This is a genomic window from Actinomadura sp. J1-007 (genome assembly GCF_009793335.1).
GTDB classification, from domain to species: domain Bacteria; phylum Actinomycetota; class Actinomycetes; order Streptosporangiales; family Streptosporangiaceae; genus Spirillospora; species Spirillospora yumaensis.
In genome coordinates, this window is sequence record NZ_WING01000001.1 from 2,961,586 (window position 1) to 2,981,109 (window position 19,524).

Sequence of the window (19,524 nt, forward strand, 5' to 3'; positions counted from 1 at the left end):
TACAGGGTACCGGCACTTGAACACTGTGCCAGTAGACTCGTACAGTGTGCGGGCGAGCTCGAACACCGTACGAGGAGGGTCCCATGCCACCGCAGCCGCCGACGTCCGAGCCGCACCCGCGCCGATGGCGGATCCTCGGGGTGCTGTGCCTGAGCCTGTTCGTGGTCGTCGTGGACAACACGATCCTGAACGTCGCGGTCCCCTCGCTGATCGAGGAGCTGGACGCCACGACGTCCGACGTGCAGTGGGTGATCGACGCGTACTCGCTGGTCTTCGCCGGGCTGCTGCTCACCGCCGGGAGCCTCGGCGACCGGTACGGGCGGCGGCGCGCCATGGTCATCGGGTTCGCGCTGTTCGGGACCGGGTCCGCGCTCGCGGCGTTCGCGGACGGGCCGGGCCAGCTCGTCGCGCTGCGCGCGCTGATGGGCGTCGGCGGCGCGTTCCTCATGCCCGGAACGCTCTCGATCATGGCCCAGGTGTTCGGCGAGGACGAGCGCGCGAAGGCGTTCGCCATCTGGGGCGGCACGTCCATGGTCGGCGTCGCCGCGGGCCCGACCCTCGGCGGGCTGCTGCTGGAGCACTTCTGGTGGGGCTCGGTCTTCCTGGTGAACGTGCCGATCGCGGTCGCCGCCGTGGTCGGCCTGCTCGTCCTCGTACCGGAGACGCGCGGGCCGCGCCGCCGTCCCGACGTGCCCGGCGCCCTGCTGTCCACGGTCGGCATGGCGGCCCTGGTGCTGGCGATCATCTCCGGGCCCGAGCACGGCTGGACGGGCGCGCGCACCCTCGGCGGCCTCGCCGCGGGCGCGGCGGCGCTCGCCGGGTTCGCGCTGTGGCAGCACCGCAACCCCGAGCCGATGCTCGACCTGCGGCTGCTGCGCCGGCCCGAGTTCACCGGCGCCGCGATCATGATCGCCGCGTTCGGGTTCGCGCTCGCCGGAACCCTCTTCGCGCTGACCCAGTGGCTCCAGCTCGTCCTCGGGTACGGGCCGCTGCGGGCCGGGCTCGCGCTGCTGCCCGTCGCCGTCGCGGCGGGCACGGGCAACGGCCTCGGCGCGTCCCTCGAAGCGCGGCTCGGCGCGCGCCGCGCGCTCGTCGCCGGGTTCGTCACCGTCGCGGCCGGGTTCGGGCTCATCGGCCTGGTCGAGCCGGGCGACGGCTACCTCGCCGTCCTCGCGGGGCTCGTGGTGTTCGGGTTCGGCGCGGGCATGGGTTCGCCGCCCGCGTACAGCACGCTGATGGGAGCCGTCCCCCGCGAGGAGGCCGGGGTCGGGTCCGCCGTGAACGACGCGGGGCAGGAGCTCGGCACGGCCCTCGGCGTCGCGGGCCTCGGGAGCATCGTCTCCGCCGCGTACGCCCGGTCCCTGCCAGGCGACGCGCCCGCCGCCGCCCGCCATTCCCTCGGTGAGGCCCTGGCGTTCGGCGACCCGGCCCTCTCGCGGGCCGCGCGCGAGGCGTTCGTCCACGGGCTGTCGACGGGCGCGCTCACCGCCGCCGTCGGCACGCTGGCCGCCGCCGCCTTCGCGGCGCTCGTCCTGCGTCCGCGCCGGACCACGCCCGCCGTCCGGCCGGAGCCCGCCCTCCGGAAGTGATCAGGGCGCGAGGAGGTCTGACGGGGTGGTTCCGGTCTCGTTCAGGGGCAGGCCGAGCGCGGCGCGTTCGGTGAGCCAGCGGCTGGGGCGGTAGCGGGGGTCGCCGGTCGCGGCGTGCAGGTCCCGCAGGACGCGCAGGACGAGGCCGGAGCCCGCGTGCTCGCCCCACTCCAGCGGCCCGCGCGGGTAGCCGAGCCCGAGCCGTACGGCCGTGTCGATGTCCTCGGGCCCGGCGATGCGCTGCTCGGCGATGCCGCACCCGACGTTGACGATGGACGCCAGGAGCCGTTGCGCCACGGAAGCGGGCGCGTCCCGGACGACCGAGATCGCGCGCCCGGTCGCGGCGAGCGCGGCGACGGCGGAACGCCCGGCCGCCGGGTCCAGGCCGGGATGCACGGCGAGCGTGAGCCGGGTGAAGAAGCCGCCGAACGGGTCGATCCCGAGCGTGCGCGCGACGGGAAGGCCCTCGGCGCGGGCGGCGTCCAGCGCGCTCGTCCCGTACGGGGCGACGAGGCACACCGCCTCGCCGGACGGCTCGTCGCCCGTCTCGACCGTCGCGCCGTTCGTGGACAGCAGCGCCGACAGCCCCTCGCGGACGCCCGCCTCGGTGTCGCTGATCCAGAACGGGCGCGGCGCGGCGTCCGCCGGCGGCGACAGCTCGGCGGGCTCCTGCTTTACCCCGTCCACGTACGGATAGAAGCCGACGCCCGTTTTCCGGCCGAAAAGCCCCGCGTCCACGCGCGCGCGTGTGAGGTGCGACGGCCGTAGCCGGGGCTCGCTGTGGAACCCCTCCCAGATGGTCTCCAGAACGTGATGCGAGACGTCCAGCCCCGTCAGGTCGAGCAGCTCGAACGGACCCATCTTCAGCCCGAGCACGTCGCGCGCGATCCGGTCCACGTCCACCGGCTCGGCGACGCGGTCCTCAAGGATCCTCAGCGCCTCGGTCACCAGCCCGCGCCCGGCGTGGTTGACCAGGAACCCCGGCGCGTCGGCGGCGATCACCGGATGGTGCCCGAGGTCCCGCACCAGCTCGACCATCGCGCGGGTGACGGACTCGGGCGTACGGGCGCCCGGGACGACCTCGACCAGCTTCATCAGCGGAACGGGGTTGAAGAAGTGCAGCCCCACCAGGCGGCCCGGATCGTCCAGCGCGGCCCCGATCGCGGTCACCGACAGGGAGCTGGTGTTGGTCGCCAGGACCGTGTGCTCCGGGACGGCCCGTTCCAGCGCCGCGAACAGCTCCCGCTTGACGCCGAGGTCCTCCCGTACGGCCTCGACCACCAGCTCCGCGTCCTGGACGGGCGTCAGCGGCTCGCCGACCGGGACGAGCCGTTCCTTGGCCGCCGCCGCGTCCGCCGCGGTCATCCGCCCCTTGGCCGCGAGCCGGTCGAACATCGCGCCGACCCGTACCACCGCGTCCGCCACCGCCTCCGGCCGCACGTCGGCGAGCTCGACCGTCCAGCCGCCCGCCGCCATGAGCTGCGCGATGCCGCGCCCCATCACCCCTGCGCCGATCACCCTCACCCGTCGCTGCATGCCCCACATCTAACCGCCCGCCGGACGGAAGGGCCCGCGCAGGGGCTCGCACGCCACTGCGTACGCTGCGAGGGAGTCACCCGTCTCGACGAGGAGCCCACCATGCGCGAAGCGGTGATCTGCGAGCCGCTGCGGACCCCGATCGGCCGGTTCGGCGGGGCGCTGAAGACCGTGTCCCCGGCCGCGCTGGCGGCCACCGTGATCAGGGAGCTGGTCGCGCGCACCGGCCTGCCCGGCGACGCGGTGGACGAGGTGGTCCTCGGCCAGTGCAACCCGAGCTCCGACGCCCCCGCCATCGGCCGCGTCGCCGCGCTGGACGCGGGCCTGCCCGTCCAGGTCGGCGGCGCCCAGGTGGACCGCCGCTGCGGTTCGGGCCTCCAGGCCGTCCTGAACGCCGCGATGCAGGTCGCGACGGGCGTCAGCGAGGTGGTGATCGCGGGCGGCACGGAGAGCATGAGCAACGCGCCGTTCTACACGACCGAGGCCCGCTGGGGGGTCCGCGGCCCCAACCTCGAACTCCACGACGCGCTCGCCCGCGGCCGCGTCACCGCCGGAGGGGCCCACTACCCCGTGCCGGGCGGAATGCTGGAGACCGCCGAGAATCTGCGCCGGGAGTACGGCATCTCCCGTACGGCGCAGGACGAGCTGGCGGTCCGTTCCCACGCGCGCGCGGTGGCGGCCCAGCGCGAAGGCCGTTTCGCCGACGAGATCGTGCCCGTCACGGTCCGTTCGCGTAAGGGCGAGACGGTGGTCGACACCGATGAGCACCCGCGCCCTGACACGTCTCTCGAAACGCTCGCGAAGCTCCGTCCCGTCCTCGCGACGAGCGACGACCGGGCGACCGTCACGGCGGGCAACGCCAGCGGCCAGAACGACGCCGCCGCCGCGTGCGTCGTCACCAGCCCCGAACGCGCGGCCGAACTCGGCCTGCGCCCCCTCGTCCGCCTCGTCTCCTGGGCGCACGCGGGCGTCCCGCCGCGCACGATGGGGATCGGCCCCGTCCCGGCGACCGCGAAGGCCCTGGCCGCGGCGGGCCTGTCCCTGGACGACATCGGCCTCATCGAGCTGAACGAGGCGTTCGCCGCGCAGGTCCTCGCCGTCACCGCCGAATGGGGCCTCAAGGACGCCGGCGACTCCGACCGCCTCAACGTGAACGGCTCGGGCATCTCCCTCGGCCACCCGGTCGGGGCCACCGGCGCCCGCATCCTCGCCACGCTCGCCCGCGAGATGGACCGCCGCGAGGTCCGGTACGGCCTGGAGACGATGTGCATCGGGGGCGGCCAGGGCCTCGCCGCCGTCTTCGAACGCGTGTCGTGACCCGCGCGTCCTGACTCGCGTCCCCTGACTCAGGGGTCGCCCGGGGCGCGGGGGACGATCTAGGGTGTCGGCGAGGTTCGCGCTTCCAGGGGCGGACTCCGGGTCGCCGGGGGGCGGTCGCAGCGAGACGGGATCGCGGAGCCCGGGGGGCCGCCCGGACGAGGAGACCCTTAATGATCACCGACGTGTTCGCCGCCGAGCCCGGGGCCTCGCCGCCTACCGCAGGGCCGGCTTCCCCGCGCCGGGCGGCTACGGCTACCCCACCCTCAAGGGCCGCGACCTGGACCCGGCCGCGCTCGCCGTCCTGGACATGCTGCTGTCGGGCGTCCCGGCGGACCGCGCCCTCGACGACGCGGCCCGTCCGGCGCCCGCTCCCGCGCCGGGTCCGGACGGCGGCCCCGACCTGTACGCCGGGCCGGTCGTCGCCGTCCTCAGCGAACGGGTCGTCCGCCTGCTCCCCGCCGTGCCCGACGACCGCCTGGAGGGGCTCGCCAAGGACTGGACGGCGCAGGCCGAGATCGACGGGGTGCCGGTGGAGGCCGTCGCGGCGTGGCTCGCCGGGCTGCGCCGGATGCTGCCGGACGCCGTCCGGGACGGGCGGATGCTGCTGGTCTGGAACTGCCTGTGATCGCCGCGCTGAGAACCGAGGCGGCCCGCCGGCATCCGTGGCTGCGCGCCGCGTACTTCCACGCCGACATCGTCCGCCGCACCCTGGAGGACGCGGGCGTCGCCCGGGGCGAGTGCGCCGCGCTGGACCGTCCCGACGCGCTGATCGACGGGCGGCTCGGCATCGACGTGGTCCCCGACACGCCCGCGAGCCGTACGGCCCACCGGGCGCGCGGCTACATCACCGCCGACGAGCAACTCCTCACCTACCCGCCTCCCGCGCCCGAACTCCTGGAGGAGGTCTTCCGCGACCCGCGACGCTGAGGCCCGCGGCGCTGAGGCCCGGGACGCCCCCGGACGGACGTCCCGCGCGGTTCCCGGACGGCTCGGCGGAGAAGGACGCGCAGGTCTCGGGGGTTGCCGGGGAGGAGTCCGGCGCGTATATAAGGCGAAGTCGCGCGTGCGATTGGGCCGCTAAGCTACTACCGAGTAGTATTCGGGACCCGGATGAAGCGCAGTCTGTCGCGAGCCCTACGCTGACTGCCATCGCCCGTACCTCAGGAGGACGGAACAGTGCTCTGGCTCACCACGTTGATCATCGGGGTCGTGGGGACGGCCGTCGCGTTGGCCCTGGCCGGCCGGCGCGTGCTGTTCCTGTGGAAGCTGTCGCAGGCCGGGCAGCCCGACCCCGAGCGGGTGCTACAGGTCAAGCGTGACCCGAAGGCCGACATCGAGGGCCAGGTCGTCGAGGTCATGGGGCAGCGCAAGCTGCTGAAGTGGACCGTCGCGGGGATGGCGCACTTCGCGGTGATGTGGGCGTTCATCCTGCTGATCACCGTGTACCTGGAGGCGGCGGTCGCGCTGCTGTTCGGCCTCGACAAGCACATCCCGGGGTTGCAGACCTGGGGGCCGATCGGGTTCGTCCAGGACACGATCGCCCTGGCGTGCGCGCTCGGGCTGCTGGTCTTCGCGACCATCCGGTGGAAGAACTCCCCGGCGCGGCTCGACCGCGCCTCGCGGTTCAAGGGCTCGCACACCGGCGGCGCCTGGGTCATCCTGATCATGATCTTCAACGTGATCTGGACGATGTTCTTCTTCCGCGGCGTCGAGTGGGCCAGCGGCAACCTCGACTACGGCAAGGGCGCCTACTTCTCCTACCTCGTCGGGCAGCTGTTCAAGGGCATCGACCACGACACCCTCGAAGTGCTGGAGTCGATCGGCCTGCTGCTGCACATCGGCGTGGCGCTGGTGTTCCTGGTCATCGTGGTCAACTCCAAGCACCTGCACATCTTCATCGCCCCGCTCAACGTGATGTTCAAGCGCCGCCCCGACGGCCTCGGCGCCGCGCAGCCGATGATGTCGAACGGCAAGCCGCTGGACTTCGAGGAGGCCGACCCGGACGAGGACACCTTCGGCCGCGGCAAGATCGAGGACTTCACCTGGAAGGGCTTCCTGGACATGGCGACCTGCACCGAGTGCGGTCGCTGCCAGTCCCAGTGCCCGGCCTGGAACACCGGCAAGCCGCTGTCGCCCAAGATGGTGATCCTGGAGCTGCGCGACCACGCGTTCGCCAAGGCCCCCTACATGCTCGCCTCCGAGGAGGAGCGCGAGAAGTTCACCGACGAGCAGAAGACCGCGATGCAGGTCGACAAGGACCTCGTCGGCGAGGACGGGGTGATCCACCCCGACGTGCTGTGGTCGTGCACCAACTGCGGCGCGTGCGTCGAGCAGTGCCCGGTCGACATCGAGCACATCGACCACATCCTGGACATGCGCCGCTTCCAGGTCATGATCGAGTCCTCGTTCCCCTCCGAGGCCGGCGTCATGCTGAAGAACCTGGAGAACAAGGGCAACCCCTGGGGGATGTCCGAGATGAAGCGCCTGGAGTGGATCGAGGAGCTCGACTTCGAGGTCGAGGTCGTCGACGAGAAGGTCTCCGAGGACACCGAGTACCTGTTCTGGGTCGGCTGCGCCGGCGCCCTGGAGGACCGGGCCAAGAAGACCACCAAGGCCGTCGCCGAACTGCTGCACATCGCCGGGGTGAAGTTCGCGGTGATGGGCCCGATGGAGGCGTGCACCGGCGACCCGGCCCGCCGCCTCGGCATGGAGTTCGTCTTCCAGATGCTCGGCCAGCAGAACGTCGAGACCCTCAACGAGGCGGGCGTCAAGAAGATCGTCGCGACCTGCCCGCACTGCTTCAACACCCTGGCCAACGAGTACCCCCAGCTCGGCGGGAACTACGAGGTCGTCCACCACACCCAGCTCCTGGCCCACCTGGTCGAGGAGGGCAGGCTCACCCCGGTCACCCCGATCGAGGAGAACATCACCTACCACGACCCCTGCTTCCTGGGCCGCCACAACAAGGTCTACAAGCAGCCCCGCGACATCATGGCCACCGTCCCGGGCGTCAAGACCCAGGAGATGCACCGCCACAAGGACCGCGGGTTCTGCTGCGGCGCCGGCGGCGCGCGGATGTGGATGGAAGAGCGCATCGGCAAGCGCATCAACACCGAGCGCGTTGACGAGGCTCTGGAGACCAACCCCGACACCGTCTCCACCGCCTGCCCGTTCTGCCTGGTGATGCTCGGCGACGCCATCAACGAGAAGAAGAACTCCGGCGACGCCAAGGAGAGCCTGGAGGTCGTCGACGTCTCCCAGCTCCTCATCCGCTCCATCAAGGGCGACGGCGCCGCCCCGGCGGAGAAGGAGCCGGTGGCCGCCGAGTAACCCGGCCGCCCGGAGCCGTCCGCCCGGAGCCGTCCGCCGACGCGATCGGCGGCCGTCCGTTCCGCTTCGAGGCCCCCGGTGCGACGCCCGTCGCGCCGGGGGCCGCGCGCGGTAAGGGGATCGTTACCCGACCGTTGCGGAAGCGGGCCCGCGCCCCATCCGGCGGCCCTACTGTGATCCACATCTCGGCGTTCCCGCCCTCGCGCGGGAGTGCCGCATCTGCCCGCGGGCGTTCCGTTCCGACCCTGGGGTGGTGTCCGGAACGGGACGCCCGCGCCTCAACCCCGTACCGCCCAGCGGCGCCGTTCCGTCAAGGGTTCTGTAGCCGTTCGTGGCGCGCCGGTGGGGGAAGGCGTCGTATTCGCCTGGTAGGACCGGGATATGGCCGTGCTCGTGTCGCTCCTGGCGTTCCTCATGACGTTGCTCGGCGGGCTCGCGGCGATGCGGATCCGCGACCACCGGCATCTGGTCCTCGGCCTCGCGGGCGGGCTGATGCTCGGCGTCGTCGCGTTCGACCTGATCCCCGAGTCGCTGGAGATGTCGCACGCGGACCTGCTCGGCGTGCCCGCACCGATGATCGCGTTCGCCTGCGGGTTCGTGCTGCTGCACGTGGTGGAGCAGGCCGTCGCGATCCACCGGGCGCACGAGCACGAGTACGCCCCCACGCGCACGCGTACGGCCCGCCCGTCGGACGGAACCGCGAGACCCGCGAGGCGCACTCGCACGGCGGCGGCCAGGTCGGCATCCTCGCCGCGTGCGCCCTCGTCGGGCACAGCTTCATCGACGGGCTCAGCATCGGCCTCGGCTTCCAGAGCGGCACGAGCGTCGGCGCGTTCGTCGCCCTCGCCGTCGTCACGCACGACTTCGCGGACGGCTTCAACACCTTCACCGCCGCCTCGCTGCACCGCGACGACCGGCGTCCCGCGCTGGTCCTGCTGGTCGCCGACGCCCTCGCGCCGATCGCCGGCGCCGCCGTGACGCTGCTGGTCACCGTCCCGAAGTCGGTCCTCGGGCCGTACCTCGGGCTGTTCGGCGGCGTGCTGCTCTACCTGGCCGCCGCCGAGATCCTCCCCGAGGCCCACAGCCGCCACCCCCGGGTCCTCACCCTCTGCGCGACCGGCCTCGGCCTCCTGGTCGTCCTGTTCGGCATCGGCTTCGCCGACTGACCCGCCCCGGCGCCGCGCCCCGGGCATGGGCGGCGCGGGCGCGGCTCAGGGCTTGCGGCCGACGGCGCCGTACTGCGCCACGATCGGGGGCGCCTCGCCGGACCGCGACGTCTCAGGACGCCAGCGCGAGCACGACACCAGGCCGGGCTCGACGAGCTCGACGCCCGTCAGGAACCCGGCGATCTCCTCACCCGTACGGGCCCGGATCGGCGGCTTGGCGTTGGCGTTCCAGAACTCCATCGCCTCCAGGTTGCCCTCCCCGCCGAGCTCCAGCGTCGGATGGGTGAGCGCCAGGTAGCTGCCGGACGGCACCGCGGCCACGAGGCGGTCGACGATGGACCGCGCCTCGCCGGTGTCCATGATGAAGTTCAGGATGCCGAGCAGCATGACCGCTACGGGCCGGTCGAAGTCCAGCGTCCGGGCCGCGGCGTCGATGATCGCGTGCGGGTCGTGCGCGTCCGCCTCGACGTAGTCGGTCGCGCCCTGCGGCGTGCTGGTCAGCAGCCGGCGCGCCTGGACGAGCACCAGCGGATCGTTGTCGACGTACACGATCCGGGCGTCCGGCGCGCGGCGCTGCGCGACCTCGTGCGTGTTGTCGGCCGTCGGCAGCCCCGTCCCGATGTCGAGGAACTGCCGCATCCCGGCCTCACCGGCGAGGAACCGCACGGCCCGTCCGAGGAACGCGCGGTCGGCCCGCGCGACGTGCACGATGCTCGGATACATCGAGAAGACGCGGTCGCCCACCTCGCGGTCGGACGGATAGTTGTCCTTGCCGCCCAGCCAGTGGTTCCACACCCGCGCGTTGTGGGCCACGTCGGTCGGGACCCCGTCGGGCGTCCTCGCATCCCTGCTCATCCCCCCATGATGCCGCCCCGGCCTCCGCCGTCCCGCGCCCGGGCGGGCATCGGCGCAGCGCGGCCGCCCGTTCGGGGGCCGGACAAGGGCAGAGGGCCGTCCGGCGGGCGGACGGCCCTCTGGCGCCTGCGCGTTCTCCGGAACGGCCCGGGAGGCCCGCAGGCTTCCAGGGACGTGGCGGGAACGGTCCCGGCCTGCCGACCGGGAGCGGGGGGACGCGGGATCAGCCGGTGAGCTGCTTGGCCCAGTCCCCGTTGGCCTTCAGCCACTCGTCGACGGCCTGCTCGGGCTTGCCCTTGTACTTGTTCTCCATCAGGTCCTCCAGCGACCCGAGGTGCTGGTCGTCCATCTTGAACTTCTTCAGCCAGCCCGCGACGTCCGGCTGGTCGTCGCTGAAGCCCTTGCGCGCGACGGTGTTGACGCCGTCCGGCTGGCCCATCGCGCCCTTCGGGTCCTGGAGGTCCCGGATCGGGAACTTGCTGTAGGCCCAGTGCGGGCGCCACAGGGTGACGATGATGTCCTTCTTGGCGTCGGTCGCCTTCTTCAGCTCGGTGAGCATCGCCGGCGTCGAGGACGTGGTGACCTCGAACTCGCCCTTCAGGCCGTACGCGGGGATCATCTTCTCGCTGGAGACCCGGTAGAGGCCGGAGCTCTTCTCGATGCCGATGATCTTGCCGCCGTACTGGGAGCCCTTGCCCTTGAGGTCGTCCAGCGTCTTCAGCGGCGAGTAGTTAGGGACCGCGATGGTCAGCGGCGCCTTGTCGTACCAGACGCCGATCTTCTCCAGCTTCTTGCCGTACTGCTTCCAGTAGTCCTCGTGGGTGCCGGGCAGCCACGAGTCCAGGAACAGGTCCACGTCGCCCCGGGCCATGCCGGTGTAGAGCGGGCCGGTGTCGAGGGTCTTCACGTCGACCGTGTAGCCCTTGTCGGTCAGCAGCTTCTTCCACAGGGCGGTGGCGGCCTCGCCCTCGGCCCAGCCGGAGACCACGCCGATGGTGAGCTTCTTGCTGCCCTTCTTGTCGTCGTCGCCGCTGCCGCAGGCCGCTGCGGAAAGGCCGAGCGACAGGGTCACGGCGGCGACGGCCACCGTTTTCACAGACATGCGCATGCTCGCGTACGTTCCTTCCTTGTCTTGCGTGAATTCGGCGGGCCGGGCCACGAATGGGCCCGGCGCGCCGCGGGGAACGACCCGGGAGAGGCCGAGCGCACCGATTTCTCTAAACCGTTCGGATGGCGCCGTTCGTTCGGAACGCCGCCTCCGGAACGGCACGGCGCCGATTCCCTCGTGGCGGATCGGCGCGTTCGCGCTGGGCCGGGCGGGCCGTCAGCCCCCGGTCTTGACGGGAGTCTTGTCGGCGGGCTGCGCGTCGACGGCGGGCCTGCCCGCCGTCCGCGTCGCGCCGGACCCGGAGAACAGGCTCTTCACCTGCTGGAATCCCGACGGGCTGCCGTTGCCGAACGAGCCCGTCAGCCGGTCCAGGAAGATCGCCAGGATGACGACGGCGACGCCGCCCTCGAAGCCCTTCGGCACGTCCACCCGCTGGATGCCCTCCAGCACCTCGCCGCCGAGCGCCTCCGCGCCGGCCATGCTCGCGATCACCACCATCGACAGCGACAGCATGATGAGCTGGTTGACCCCCGCCATGATCGTCGGCATGGCGAGCGGGATCTGGATCCGGGTCAGGATCCGGCCGGGCGGGGTGCCGAACGCCTCGCCGGCCTCCACCATCTCCTTGTCCACGCCGCGGATGCCGAGCTCGGTGAGCCGGACGCCCGGGGGGAGCGAGAAGATGATCGTCGCCACCACGCCCGGCACCACGCCGACCCCGAAGAAGAACACCGCCGGGATCAGGTACACGAACGCGGGCATCGTCTGCATCAGGTCGAGGACGGGGCGCACGATCCGGCTGACCACCTCGCTGCGCGCCGCCGCGATCCCGATCGGGATCGACAGCACCACCGCCACCACGCCCGCGACCAGGACCATCGCGAGGGTCTCCATGGTCGGTTCCCACAGCTCGATGTTGTCGATCAGCCCGAAGCCGAGCAGCGCGAACACCGCGAGCTTCCAGCCGCTCAGCAGCAGCGCGATCACCACGAAGATCGCGATCATCACGAACGGGTGGGGCGCGTTCAGCACGTCCGCCAGCCAGTCCACGGTCGACTGGACCGCGGAGGTGATCGCGTCGAAGAGCGGGCCCAGGTTCTCGGTCGCCCAGTCGACCAGGTCGGAGAACCAGTCGCCGATCGGGATCCGGCCCGCGGCCACCACCTCAGTCGTCAACGGCGCTGCCCTCCTTCGTCAGTTCGAGCGGCGGGGCGTCGACCGCCGACGGGTCTTCCAGCAGCTCGCCCACATGGGCGTTGATCGCGCCGAGCGCGGCCAGCAGCGTGACCCGGGGGATCACGCCGAGCAGCGGCCCGTCCTCCTCGGCGACCGGGACCGGCAGATCGCTCTCGGCGCTCCGGGCGAACAGATCGGCCACGGGGGTGTCCGGCGTCACCGGCTCCGGTCCCTCGGGGTCGATCAGCCCGTCCAGCGACTGCACGCCGTCGTTCACGGCGTCGGCGACCACCGCGGCGGTCACCTTGCCGAGCAGCCTGCGATCCCGGTCCACCACGAACGCCGCGCTGGTCTGGTGCTCGCGCATCGTGCGCAGGGCCGTCCGGGGTCCGGTGCCCGCCGGCACCGTGACCAGCGGCTTCTCCATCACCGACGCCGCCGTCAGCACTCTGGTACGGTCCACGTCCGCCACGAACTGCGCGACGTAGTCGTTCGCCGGGTCCGTGAGGATCTCCTCGGCGGTGCCGATCTGCACGATCCGCCCGTCCCGCATGACGGCGATGCGGTCGCCGATGCGCATGGCCTCGTTCAGGTCGTGGGTGATGAACACGATCGTGCGGTTCAGCCGCCGCTGGAGCTCCAGCAGCAGGTCCTGGACCTCGCGCCTGATCAGCGGGTCGAGGGCGCTGAACGCCTCGTCCATCAAAATGATGTCGGTGCCCGCGGCGAGCGCCCTCGCGAGCCCGACGCGCTGCTGCATACCGCCCGACAACTGCCCCGGTACCTTGTCCTCCCAGCCTTCGAGGCCGACCAGACTCAGGAACTCACGGGCCTTGTTCTCTCGTTCCTCCTTGGCGACACCGCGGACCTCCAGGCCGTATGCGGCGTTGGCCAGCACGGTGCGATGGGGAAAGAGGGCGAAGTGCTGGAAGACCATGCTGACCTTGTTCTGCCGCAAGGCGCGCAGCGCCTTCGGCGGCAGCTTGGCGACGTCCTGCCCGTCGATCTCGACGGTGCCCGACGTCACCTCCAGCAGGCCGTTCAACGTACGGATCAAAGTGGACTTCCCGGAGCCCGAAAGCCCCATGACCACGAAGATCTCACCCTGCTCGACCTCGAAGCTCGCGTCCACCACGGCGGGGGTGACGCCGAGGGCGCGGATCTCCTCCAGATCGGCACCGGCCTTGAGTTTTCGTTGCGCTTCGGCCGTCTTACGGCCGAACAGCTTGGTGACGCTTTCCGCGCGGAGTATGGACACGATCTCCTTTCGTGTTTCCACGGGCACCCCCAGCGGATGCCACCCCCGGCGGGTCCCGGGGGCGCGCGGAAACTTCTGAGCGCGCTTATCCGTGCACGGCGTCCGATCTCAGGCGAACAATCTGTCAACCGGACGCCAACGCTATGCGTCGACCGAAACTACCCGTCCTGAGAAGATGTTTCATCTTTTGGTGATCTGCGTCACACTTTCGTACGGTGGAAGTTGAGATAGGACCGCGACGGCGTGGGCCCCCGCTGGTCCTGGTACCGCGACCCGTACCGTTCGGACCCGTACGGGTACTCCGCCGGGGAGCTCGTCCGAAACAGGCACATCTGCCCGATCTTCATGCCGGGCCACAGCTTGATCGGCAGCGTCGCCACGTTCGACAGCTCCAGCGTCACGTGACCGTTGAACCCCGGATCGATCCACCCGGCCGTCGAGTGCGTCAGCAGCCCGAGCCGCCCGAGCGAGCTCTTCCCCTCCAGCCGCGCCGCCAGATCGTCCGGCAGCCCGAACACCTCGTACGTCGAGGCCAGCACGAACTCACCCGGATGCAGCACGAACGCCTCCTCGGCGTCCACCTCCACCACCCGCGTCAGATCCCTCTGCTCGACCGCCGGGTCGATGTGCGGGTACTTGTGGTTCTCGAAGACCCGGAAGTACCGGTCCAGCCTCACGTCCACACTGGACGGCTGGACCATCGCCGGCTCGTACGGGTCGATCCTCACCCGCCCGGAGTCGAGCTCGGTCTTGATGTCGCGATCGGAGAGCAGCACGTCAGAAAAGCTACCGCCCCCACCCCCCACCACGCGCCCAGCGACCCCCGTCTCACCGCCCCCCGCTTTCCGGTACGATATCCGAGCAGCGGCGGCCACCCACCGCCCACGCGGGTGTAGTTCAATGGTAGAACTTCAGCTTCCCAAGCTGACAGCGCGGGTTCGATTCCCGTCACCCGCTCCGCACCAAAGGCCCAGGCCAGGGACATGATCCCCGATCCTGGGCCTTGATCGTTTTCACCGTCGTCATCGACGGGCCATTAGCGGGCCATTAGGCCACCGGCACCAGCGCCCCGGCCGCGCCGCCGTCCTCGTCGTCGTCTTGGTCGCGTTCCGCCCGGACGAGCGCATCAAGGCCATCGGCGATGACGCGATCACCCTTGGCCGACCTGTGTTGGTAGCGCAGCGCCGCCCGCTCGTTGTCATGGCCCATGCGCGCCATCAGGTTCTTGGTCGAGACGCCCATGTCGGCCGCGAGCTGGTTGCCGGTGTGCCGAAGGTCATGGAGATGCAGGTTCAGGACCCCGAGCGCTCTCACGACGTGCGTCCAGGTGGTGACCTTGTTGAACCCGCTACGGCGAAGCGGCCCGCCCTTGAGTCCGGTGAAGACCAGGGCGTTCGCTTCCTTCTTCGTGTACTTGTTCAGGTGCGCCGTCAGGTGCGGGACGATCGCCGCCGGGATGGTGACGGTACGAACCCCCGCCTGAGACTTGGGCGGCCCAAGCAACATCTGACCGTTGGCCCGTTCGACGTAGGCGTGACGGACCCGGACAGTACGCGCGGTGAGATCGCGATGTCGCAGCGACGCAGCGCCGTGATCTCGCCCCAGCGAAGGCTTGCGAAGGTAGCCAGCAGGATGAACGCTCGAAGCCGTTCGTCCCGAATGACGTCGGCGTGCCCGTCCTCTGCCATCTTCCACAGCACCCGTTCGGCTTCCGCGCGAGTGGCGACAGTCCGCGGGGCGCGCCGCATGACGCGGTAGCGGAGCCGGTAATCACCGGAATCCAGCTTGAGGAAGTTGCCGACCGGCCGCACGCCGCCCCGTTCGGCCAGCTCGAAGACCTGGGCGACCGTGAGCGTAGGTCGCTCCTCTGCGTGCTCGGTGCCGGCCCCGCGCACCTGGCATGGGTTGCGGGAGAGAAGCTTGTCTTCCACGACCGCCGTCATGAGGACGGCTCGCAGCAGCCGGTACGCCTTGGCTCGCGATGTCGCCCCGACTCCGGCATTCGCCAACCTGGTCAGCCACTCCCGGATCATTGGCGTGCTGAGCTTGCCCAGATCCACGCCCCCAAGGTGCGGAGCGATGTGCTTGCGAAGCAGCCACGCGTACAGCTCGCGTGTGCGCGGCCGGAGCGTCTGCCGCTGCTCGATCCACAGTTCGGCGTAGGCCCCGAGCTTGACCTTGGCCCGCTCAGGGATGGTCCATGACCCGGATGAGAACTCTCTCTACGTCTTCAAGGCGCCCCGCTGACGTGGAGTGCCGGGCGGCCGCGCCCGGCTCTGCGAGCCGGGCATGCGGCCTGTCCCGTCCGGTCCCGTCTCGCGCCGCCGTGCGCGCCTGCCCCGCGCAACAGCCGGAGCACTCGGAGGCGAAAGCAACCAACACGGCCGCGGGTGCGGCGTCATCCGGCTCGTCCTGCTTCGCCGCGTCGTGCGCGAGAGAGTAGGCCCAGCGCCAGTATGGTCTGCCAGGACCATGCCGTCGTTAGGGCAATCCGTTGGAACAATCCGGCCACGTCGCCCAATTCTCCTGTCTGACCGAAGGCAGCGCTGGAGACGAGCATGGTGACGGCGAAGCCAACGCCGCTGAGGACGCAGTAGAGCCGCCATCGGGCTGAACCCTGGCGGGCGAATGCGAAGCATGCCGCGGTGAGCATGGCGAATCCGGTCAGTGAGACGTAGTCGTGCAGGGCGCCATGCGTGGTGGCGCTTGGAATCCGGTCGGGGGTCCCGGCCGGGTAGCCCCCGACCGGATCAGTCACGAAGATGCCCGCGCCGAGCAGTGCGGTTCCCCAAAGGCCGATCAAAAGCGGTTTCCAGGTCGAGCGCGTGGACACGTGGTGCACGCCCGCAGCGAACACGATTGTGAGCGCGGCAGCGACAAAGAAGTTGAGGGTCTGCATCCAGCCGTACCTACCGAGAGCAAGTGAGCTGACGGGATGGCGCAGCGGGTCGTAACCCGCGCGAGTAGCGCCTTCGGTGAGGTAGGCGAGGGTGAAGAGGGGGCCCGCGATTGCTCCGCAGAGCAATGACACCCGTGTTCGGATCTCCATGATGTCAACGTAGGTTGACAACGTAGCGAGCGTCAACCTAGGTTGACTTTCTCGCTGCGCCGTCGGTGTTCGCCAATGGGGGCCGGGCATCTGCGCGTCGCTGCGACGGACGGTCGAGCGTGCGTGCCTGGGGAACCCCGTGGTTCCCCAGCCCCCTTCTGGAGCCGGGGCACTCGTTCGCGCGAGACGGTCTGTCACACCTTGCGCGCCGTTCGCGCGAACGAGCACCCCGGACCGGACGGCGCGGAGTGCTCAGGCGTTGCTAACGCGGGTGCTAACGAGAGGTCGGGACAGGCCTGGGGGGTTGGGGCGATCGCTGTGAACCAGTCCCGTACGCGGACACACCGCCGAGCGCCTTCGGCGGACCGTCGGGCCCTCTGCGTGCAGCCGGGAGGCCGCAGCTCGCGAAGATGCCTGCGGGCGTGCTGGACCGGTTTGGCCTCGCCCCTGACGACTCCAGGGCGGGCGTCGTAAAAGGATCGACACGGGGTGCGGTGGTCGGGGACGCTTCACGTGATGACCAGAATCGATGACAAGCCGTCCGCGTGGGACGAGCGCACCCAGCTCACCACGTTCCTCGACTACGCACGGGACACTGCCCGCGTCAAATGCGAAGGCGTCTCCGCGGACAACGCGCGCAAGGCGCTCCTGCCGAGCTCACCGCTGATGACCGTGAGCGGAGTGATCAACCATCTCCGCTGGGTCGAGTACCACTGGTTCCAGGTGGTCTTCCTTGGTGAAGAAGACCAGGGTCCCTGGACCGAGGAGGACCCTGACCGCGAGATGCGCATCGCCGTCGACTTCCCGCTCACGCAGTTGCTCGACGAGTACGCCGAGCAGAGCGCCCGCTACCGCGAACTGGTCGCCGGAAGAAGCCTGGACGAGCGGGCACAGCGCCCCCTCCGCGACGGCCTACACGTCGACTTGCGCTGGATCCTCCTGCACCTCACCGAGGAGACGGCCCGCCACAACGGCCATCTGGACATCCTGCGCGAGATGCTCGACGGCACGACCGGCAGCTAGATCCGGCGCAGAGCCCGCGCACGCGGGCGGTGGCGGGCAGGTGTGCTTACTGGACACACGGCGGAAGGCGCTGGCCCGTTCGTCGTGGGCGTTCCGTAACACCGCGCCCGCGTAGTCGAAGCAGTCGGCGCGGATGGGCTGTCCGAGCCGCCCGTCAACGCGCCCGTGTCGTTCGGTGCGGGAGCGGTCGCACTGCCCGCCGTTCATCGCCCGCGCGCGACGTTCCCGTCACCGAGCTGGAACGCCGCGCCGCCCACGCCTCCGGCGACGCCGACGACACGGCCCTGCGGTTCGAGTTGTCCGCGGGCGGTGTGCAGCCTCTTCGGGTCGATCTCCTCGCTGGCGGGCTACAAGATCGAAGCAGGCACATCCTGGTGTACTTAAGAACAGTCATCAGGATGGGGGTCTCCTCGCTCACTCGCGGGCGCGCTGATCAGCTCCCAATGACACCCATCCGCTGCGTCCCACGTCGTACGGGCGGATGACCGCCTTCACCTTTCGATCTGTCCCGGTTGCGGTTTGGAAGGCCCTAGCAACCCGAGTCGCCAGCTCTTGCAACGCTTTCTTGGTTCGTGCTTCGTGCTCCCATAGATCGACGTTGATCCTGGCTGTTACGGCGTCGAAGGAGTCCGGAGCCAGGACAGGGACAAGGTCGATTTCGTGATCGTTGATCTGGAGTTCCGGCATGCTGGTCAGAGCGCGTCTGACGGCCTCCGCGATGTCGGGCAGCGAATCGGCTTCTTTCAGGTTGAATATCGTTACCTGTGGCATAAGCAATCTGCCGTGCGTGATTCGGAGGAGCTGTCAGGACGGTAGGGCGAGATCGTAGTGGCGACTGGCGGCCGAGGCGCGTGGCCGACGGCGCCTTTACTCGAACTGTATGTAGCAGCCGAGGCCCGGCCCCTCGTTGAAGCCGATGGCGCGAGTCCTGGACGAGCGGTTGCCGTACCACAACAGAGGTTCACGGCCGCTTACGCGGGCTCACGTCGGCGCGCGTATAGCTGCGGTGGGCGGTGGTGAAGCGCGGGGGGGCGAGGGTACGCATCGAGGTGGTGCTCGCACGACCGAGATGCAGGTGGGACGGCCGGATCGACACAGCGCGGCAGGTCGGCGGCGCGTGCGGTCGCGTCGTTGGAGGCTTTGCTGCGTGGTCAGCGAGAACCGTACGCGTTGGTTATTTCGGCCGCCGTGTTCGAGGGATGAGTCTGGCCGGCCCTTTTTCCTGGAGTACGCCAAGCCCCTCATGCGAACGCCTGGTCTTTCCTTCGATTTGCTATACAGGGATTCCATCTAGGGCCGATAGAGCCGAAGGTTCATGGTTGACGCGACCAAAGTTTTGTCGTTGCTCGTAGCAAATTCGCGGAGCTGTCAGTAGCCTGTGTTCGGTGGGCGGCATCCACAGATCTGGCCCCTTTCAAGAGGCAGATCAATGCACACCAGGGGATCTCCATGCAGAAGATCACGCGAAGCGTTGCCGTCGGCGGCGCCGTCCTGACGCTCGGTGTCCTAGGCGTCGCCGGCTCTGCCGATGCCTCCACTACGCGCTCTGCCGGACACGCGGCCCGCGAGACCTGGAACGCCAACGGCCCGTACACCACGCGGGAGACCTGCGCTTACGCCAGGGCGCTCGCCGATCACCAGGGAATCGGTTACACCACCGACTGCTTCTTCGACGGGAGCAAGGGCTCGTACTGGTTCTGGTGGGTCACCCCGTAAGCACGAGCACGCCGTCCTCGCGCAGGAATCTGGTTCGCTTCTGACGCAGCCTTGTCCTGCCACTGGTTTGGGGGCAAGTCGGAGGGGAATCCGGAGCATTCCGGATTCCCCTCCGTGACCAGGCGGGGTTGGCTTACAGGCTGCCCGGGTTGATTGCCTTGGCGCAACGGTGGTCGAGCCGCGAGGTCCGCCTCGCCGTGATCTTCGCTTGGCGGGGGTGTGGTCAGGGGGCACGGACACGCTGATGCCGGTGTTAACGGTGGCTACGGAGGGGGCTGGTCATCAGGGGAATCGTGGGGACTCCCCTGAGGAGCTCTCGGGGGCGGTTAGGGGGCGAGCTGAACACCTGTCGAGATTGTTCTTTGGACTTGTGATTAGCGGGTCGTCGGTTGGGTTCC

At 70.1% G+C, this 19,524-nt stretch carries 18 protein-coding genes, 1 tRNA gene and 1 pseudogene; 10 read left to right on the plus strand and 10 right to left on the minus strand.

The features are described 5' to 3' along the window. Positions 1-83: 83 nt before the first annotated feature. Positions 84-1,589: an MFS transporter gene (locus GEV43_RS13390; RefSeq protein WP_160820980.1), complete on the plus strand. Its 1,506-nt coding sequence runs from the start codon at positions 84-86 to the stop codon at positions 1,587-1,589. Here GEV43_RS13390 and GEV43_RS13395 read toward each other — a convergent pair whose 3' ends face one another. Beyond that, positions 1,590-3,125: a 3-hydroxyacyl-CoA dehydrogenase gene (locus tag GEV43_RS13395; RefSeq protein WP_241682883.1), complete on the minus strand. Its 1,536-nt coding sequence runs from the start codon at positions 3,123-3,125 to the stop codon at positions 1,590-1,592. It lies immediately after the preceding gene. Positions 3,126-3,227: 102 nt separating this feature from the next. On the opposite strand from GEV43_RS13395, the gene GEV43_RS13400 reads away from it, so the two are divergent. From GEV43_RS13400 to GEV43_RS56060, 6 genes and pseudogenes are all read left to right on the plus strand, one after another. Further along, the gene (locus tag GEV43_RS13400; protein WP_160820982.1) at positions 3,228-4,442 is read left to right on the plus strand and encodes an acetyl-CoA C-acetyltransferase; all 1,215 of its coding nucleotides are present in this window, start codon (positions 3,228-3,230) and stop codon (positions 4,440-4,442) included. A 64-nt stretch (positions 4,443-4,506) separates the two neighbouring features. After that, on the plus strand, positions 4,507-5,070 hold the full coding sequence (locus GEV43_RS13405; protein ID WP_160820983.1) for a hypothetical protein: 564 nt from the start codon (positions 4,507-4,509) through the stop codon (positions 5,068-5,070). Next, positions 5,067-5,372, plus strand: a complete 306-nt coding sequence (locus GEV43_RS13410) for a hypothetical protein (RefSeq protein WP_160820984.1) — start codon at positions 5,067-5,069, stop codon at positions 5,370-5,372. Before GEV43_RS13405 ends, GEV43_RS13410 begins: the two co-directional genes overlap by 4 nt. 249 nt (positions 5,373-5,621) lie before the next feature. Beyond that, positions 5,622-7,775 (plus strand): (Fe-S)-binding protein, encoded by a 2,154-nt coding sequence (locus GEV43_RS13415; RefSeq protein WP_160820985.1) that lies wholly within the window; start codon positions 5,622-5,624, stop codon positions 7,773-7,775. A 441-nt stretch (positions 7,776-8,216) separates the two neighbouring features. Beyond that, a pseudogene (locus tag GEV43_RS56055) lies at positions 8,217-8,416 on the plus strand (permease); the annotation flags it as partial. A gap of 102 nt (positions 8,417-8,518) precedes the next feature. Beyond that, positions 8,519-8,941, plus strand: a complete 423-nt coding sequence (locus GEV43_RS56060) for a ZIP family metal transporter (RefSeq protein WP_375539090.1) — start codon at positions 8,519-8,521, stop codon at positions 8,939-8,941. A 45-nt stretch (positions 8,942-8,986) separates the two neighbouring features. Here the strand turns inward: GEV43_RS56060 and GEV43_RS13425 are convergent, their stop codons facing one another. From GEV43_RS13425 to dcd, 5 genes are all read right to left on the minus strand, one after another. Then, on the minus strand, positions 8,987-9,796 hold the full coding sequence (locus GEV43_RS13425) for an SAM-dependent methyltransferase (RefSeq protein WP_160820986.1): 810 nt from the start codon (positions 9,794-9,796) through the stop codon (positions 8,987-8,989). A 223-nt stretch (positions 9,797-10,019) separates the two neighbouring features. Then, positions 10,020-10,904 carry a glycine betaine ABC transporter substrate-binding protein gene (locus tag GEV43_RS13430; RefSeq protein WP_160820987.1) on the minus strand — a complete coding sequence of 295 codons (885 nt, stop codon included), beginning with the start codon at positions 10,902-10,904 and terminating at the stop codon, positions 10,020-10,022. Between the two features lie 216 nt (positions 10,905-11,120). Beyond that, complete coding sequence (locus GEV43_RS13435; protein WP_160820988.1) at positions 11,121-12,080, minus strand: ABC transporter permease subunit; 960 nt, start codon at positions 12,078-12,080, stop codon at positions 11,121-11,123. Further along, on the minus strand, positions 12,070-13,338 hold the full coding sequence (locus GEV43_RS13440; protein ID WP_160820989.1) for a glycine betaine/L-proline ABC transporter ATP-binding protein: 1,269 nt from the start codon (positions 13,336-13,338) through the stop codon (positions 12,070-12,072). The genes GEV43_RS13435 and GEV43_RS13440 overlap by 11 nt, the downstream gene beginning before the upstream one ends. 200 nt (positions 13,339-13,538) lie before the next feature. Beyond that, on the minus strand, positions 13,539-14,114 hold the full coding sequence (gene dcd, locus GEV43_RS13445) for a dCTP deaminase (RefSeq protein ID WP_160820990.1): 576 nt from the start codon (positions 14,112-14,114) through the stop codon (positions 13,539-13,541). 110 nt (positions 14,115-14,224) lie between these two features. On the opposite strand from dcd, the gene GEV43_RS13450 reads away from it, so the two are divergent. Then, positions 14,225-14,295: transfer RNA gene (locus tag GEV43_RS13450), tRNA-Gly, on the plus strand. 90 nt (positions 14,296-14,385) lie between these two features. On the opposite strand, the gene GEV43_RS13455 is transcribed toward GEV43_RS13450, so the two are convergent. From GEV43_RS13455 to GEV43_RS13465, 3 genes are all read right to left on the minus strand, one after another. Beyond that, complete coding sequence (locus GEV43_RS13455) at positions 14,386-14,844, minus strand: tyrosine-type recombinase/integrase (RefSeq protein WP_160820991.1); 459 nt, start codon at positions 14,842-14,844, stop codon at positions 14,386-14,388. After that, entirely contained in the window at positions 14,769-15,533 is a 765-nt protein-coding gene (locus GEV43_RS13460; RefSeq protein ID WP_160824500.1) for an N-terminal phage integrase SAM-like domain-containing protein, read from the minus strand. Before GEV43_RS13460 ends, GEV43_RS13455 begins: the two co-directional genes overlap by 76 nt. A gap of 203 nt (positions 15,534-15,736) precedes the next feature. After that, positions 15,737-16,387, minus strand: a complete 651-nt coding sequence (locus GEV43_RS13465) for a DUF998 domain-containing protein (protein ID WP_160820992.1) — start codon at positions 16,385-16,387, stop codon at positions 15,737-15,739. Between the two features lie 516 nt (positions 16,388-16,903). Between GEV43_RS13465 and GEV43_RS13470 the strand changes: the two genes are divergently transcribed. Continuing rightward, positions 16,904-17,410, plus strand: coding sequence for a DinB family protein (locus GEV43_RS13470; RefSeq protein ID WP_160820993.1), 507 nt, complete (start codon positions 16,904-16,906; stop codon positions 17,408-17,410). A 414-nt stretch (positions 17,411-17,824) separates the two neighbouring features. Here GEV43_RS13470 and GEV43_RS13475 read toward each other — a convergent pair whose 3' ends face one another. Further along, positions 17,825-18,181 carry a hypothetical protein gene (locus GEV43_RS13475; RefSeq protein ID WP_160820994.1) on the minus strand — a complete coding sequence of 119 codons (357 nt, stop codon included), beginning with the start codon at positions 18,179-18,181 and terminating at the stop codon, positions 17,825-17,827. 678 nt (positions 18,182-18,859) lie between these two features. Here GEV43_RS13475 and GEV43_RS13480 point away from each other — a divergent pair. Beyond that, on the plus strand, positions 18,860-19,126 hold the full coding sequence (locus GEV43_RS13480) for a hypothetical protein (RefSeq protein WP_160820995.1): 267 nt from the start codon (positions 18,860-18,862) through the stop codon (positions 19,124-19,126). Positions 19,127-19,524: the final 398 nt, after the last annotated feature.